This is a genomic window from Streptomyces sp. NPDC004561 (assembly GCF_053602155.1).
The window spans coordinates 1-3,362 of the sequence record NZ_JBSGDB010000707.1 but is presented as its reverse complement, the minus strand read 5'-3'; the positions used below and the strand labels follow the sequence as shown (position 1 = coordinate 3,362).

Sequence of the window (3,362 nt, the reverse complement as noted above, 5' to 3'; positions counted from 1 at the left end):
AGTTGCCTGCGTGTCACGACCACAGTCCTACCGGATTCCACCCCGGGAACAGAGCAGAACTCAGCAGCTGATCACGACATCACACAGGCCCTAGGGCCGCGGCGACGCGGCTCCATCTCCTCGTACGCGTGTTGAACTGCACGCGACCCACGCTATCCGAACCGGCACGGCGCCGAACTGCTGTGACGGTCCACTCACCCCGATCCGGGCCCGCCCAGACCCATCAGACGCGGCCGGCTCAAGTCTCGTCGGCCGAGTCCTCGCGCCTCGTGCTGGCAGCGTCACAGGCCAAGGCCCAGCAGCGGTGACGGTATTCGCCAGCCGCTCAACGTGCTGGGCACGGTGAGTGATCGCTTGGGGATCGTGGCGGCCGCGGGCAGCTACCAGAGCCAGCGGTCGAGGAACTCGGCCCAGATGAACCCGTGGTAGCCATCGAAGGCAGGCGGATCGATCTTCTTGAGTACGTCAGCGAGCCTGCTGAGCTCGGCCAGGGCTTCGTCCTCGCGGTCATCCGGATCGCTCAGGATCTCGGACTCGCTGACGTGCAGGCCGTAGTGGTGCAGGGTCCGCAGCCACAGGTCGATGGAGGAGTTGGCGAACCATGCCTCGCCTTGAGGAAGAACGTAGTAGACCGTCCCTGTGCCGGGTTCGACGCCGAACGACCATTGCAGTCCCGGCACGAGGTCACCATGGTGATTCTGGGTGAGGAGGTAGAGCGACCTACCAGCTGACGTCTGGAGTGCTGGAGCCGCCTCCACCTGGAACGATACGTACTCGATCAACTGATCGACGATAGGAATCCCGACATCAACAAGTAGCGCCTTCTGTTCCTCGGGGATCTGCCAGCCAGACACGACTGCCGAGTCTGCCCTTGTAACGTTCCCGGCGCCGGCCCAGGCAGTGAGCTCGTCAAACGTTGGCATGTGAGAGTCCTTCCGCGGCTGGCTGCGATGCGGACCCTATCGAGCAGGGCTGACAGGCACGTGGCCCCATCGGGGACGACACACTCCTCAGTGGCCGCCGGGGGCGTATCGGCTCCAGGTTCCACCGGCCTCGGTGACCAGGCGGGTGGTGGTCTTGTCGTGATAGCCGAGTGCCTTCGCGATGACGGGGCCCCGGGGCCTGGAGGACGAGCTGTCGGATCGCGGAGGCCCTGCCGCGCTGCGGCGGGACGCCGATCTCACGCAGATGGACTTGAAGGCTGACCGGTTTCATCGGCTGTCCGCGCCGGCGGCAGGGGAGGAGCCACTGTGAACTCCTGCTGCCGGCGGGACTGGATGTAGGGCCGCATCAGGTCGGCGACGGGCTCCGGCAGTGGGACGGCGGGTCTCCCAACTGGAGGGTGACGGTGGTCTCGTCGTCAGTAACGTCATCGATGGTGAGGCGAACGATGCGGCTGACGGGTTGCGCATGGAGGAGAACGAGCGCGGCGGGGCGACCCTGGCCCGCAAGGGCAAGGAGTCGTCGTTGAGGACCCGGCGGAGCATCGCGAGCGGGCGGTGCTGATGCAGCGGTTTCCGATCCTGGGTGATGACGGCGGGCGGCAGCCTGAGGCGGGGCATCCGGCCGTCTTCATGCACCACCGCAGGAATGACTGGGATGGACGGCCGGTGGCCAGGCTCTCAGCGTGCCAGACGTCGATGTCGGCCTGCTGGCACTGCCCGATGACACGGCCTCGGCTGGCGAGCCAAGCGAGGAAGGCACCAGCCTGGGTGACTTCCCGCTTGGTGTGGTTGGCCTGGGAGCGTCCGAGCGGTGCCTTCTCTGCCTTTGCCCGCAGGCGCCGCATCTGGTGCCAGGTGGCGAAGTGCCGGAGAAGCTGACGGTGTTCTGGTTCCTCAATGGTGGCGAGCCGTTCGGTCAGCCACCGCTGGTAGAGGAGGGGCCGAAGAAGGCACTGCGTGGATCGCCTGGGCGCGGGCCCATGCCGACCGTATCGACCCGGTAGTCCAGAGCCCAGGACTGCCGGATCTTCCCGCGTTCGCACCAGAGAACCTGCGCCCACATCTGCACGGCTGGAGCCCGGACGAGCCCAAGCGAGCATGACAGAGCTTCGCTCCGGCCTGAACGGCGTCCACCGCTCCCATGGGAGCCGGCACGCCACAGCCAGTGCAGACTGGCATCGTTCGTCTGACCCCCGAAGCCGTTGTCGTACCGATCGGGGACTGCGGTCCGCGCGTCAGTGCGGAGAAAATCCAGGGGACCAAAGGCCCGCGCGGTGCTACGGTCGGGCGCCATGAGCTGGCTTCCCGACGACTTCGTCCACCCCGTACGGGTACCGCTGCCGGGAGTCGGTCATCACCTGCGGCCGATCCGGGAGGCGGACACCCCGCTCGACTATCCGGCCGTGATGGGCTCGCGCGAGCGGCTGTGGACCATCTTCGGCCCGGCCTGGGGCTGGCCCGCGGCCACCATGACCTACGAGGCCGACCAGGCCGACCTGTTGCGGCACGAGAAGGAGATCGCCGCACACCAGTCCTTCAACTACGCGCTGTTCGACACGGCGGAGACGGCCCTGTTCGGCTGCGTCTACATCGACCCGCCGGAGAAGGCCGGCGCGGACGGCGAGATCTCCTGGTGGGTGGTGGACGAGCTGGTGAGCAGCAAGGTCGAGCAGGCCCTGGACACGCTGGTGCCGCAGTGGATCGCCGCCGACTGGCCGTTCGAGCAGCCGCGCTTCATCGGCCGAGAGATCTCCTGGTCGGACTGGCTCGCCCTGCCGACGCACCCCGACGCTTAGTCCGAGCAGTCGCCGTTCCGGCTCGTGCGTCGAGTCTTTCGCCGAGGCGTCCGGTCATCGGGCGCGATGCCGGTTTGTCATGGTTCCTCAGGCGCCGACATGGCGTCTTGAGCGCGAAGTATGAACTCGCGACGAGCCTCGTGCAGCGCCTCGATGGCCCGAGCGTCGACCCGTACCCCTCTGTGCGCCACCCGCTATCCACGCACCACGCGCCATCAGCGCAGGCCTCAAGGAGATCGAGTACCCCGGCCATCCGTACTACTTCATGGCCCCAGGGGGACAGGTGTTCACGATCGCCCCACTCGCTGAGTCAGGCATGTGGCGATAGCGGCGAGGTGCCTACGGAGCCCGGCCCTCTGTGGAGCGTCGTCGGTGAACTCGATGCTGAGATTGCCGACTGCGGGGAAGCGGACGATCAGCATCGGCTCGGCGATTCCCGGCAGGCTGACCGCTGTGACCGGGCAGCCCAGAGCCAGAACCCGAGAAACGACAGCACCCGGCCAGGCCGAAGACGTTGAGCACGCCCTTTGACTTCCTCCCCCTCCTGAAGGAGGGGGATTCCCTTATGCGGGGGTTGGGCCGGTCGCCCGGCTTTGGGGTTCCTGCTTCACGGACCGACCGG

Annotated in this window: 3 protein-coding genes; 2 read left to right on the top strand and 1 reads right to left on the bottom strand. The window is 67.0% G+C overall.

Annotation, left to right across the window (positions count from 1 at the left end; all coding sequences use genetic code 11):
- Positions 1 to 380: 380 nt before the first annotated feature.
- Positions 381 to 923 (bottom strand): SUKH-4 family immunity protein, encoded by a 543-nt coding sequence (locus ACWEN3_RS43970; protein WP_452983611.1) that lies wholly within the window; start codon positions 921 to 923, stop codon positions 381 to 383.
- 704 nt (positions 924 to 1,627) lie between these two features.
- On the opposite strand from ACWEN3_RS43970, the gene ACWEN3_RS43965 reads away from it, so the two are divergent.
- Both ACWEN3_RS43965 and ACWEN3_RS43960 read left to right on the top strand, forming a co-directional pair.
- A complete protein-coding gene (locus ACWEN3_RS43965; RefSeq protein ID WP_452983608.1) occupies positions 1,628 to 1,948 on the top strand; it encodes a hypothetical protein in 321 nt (106 codons plus the stop codon).
- A gap of 288 nt (positions 1,949 to 2,236) precedes the next feature.
- Positions 2,237 to 2,740 (top strand): N-acetyltransferase, encoded by a 504-nt coding sequence (locus tag ACWEN3_RS43960; protein WP_452983605.1) that lies wholly within the window; start codon positions 2,237 to 2,239, stop codon positions 2,738 to 2,740.
- The last annotated feature ends 622 nt before the right edge of the window (positions 2,741 to 3,362 follow it).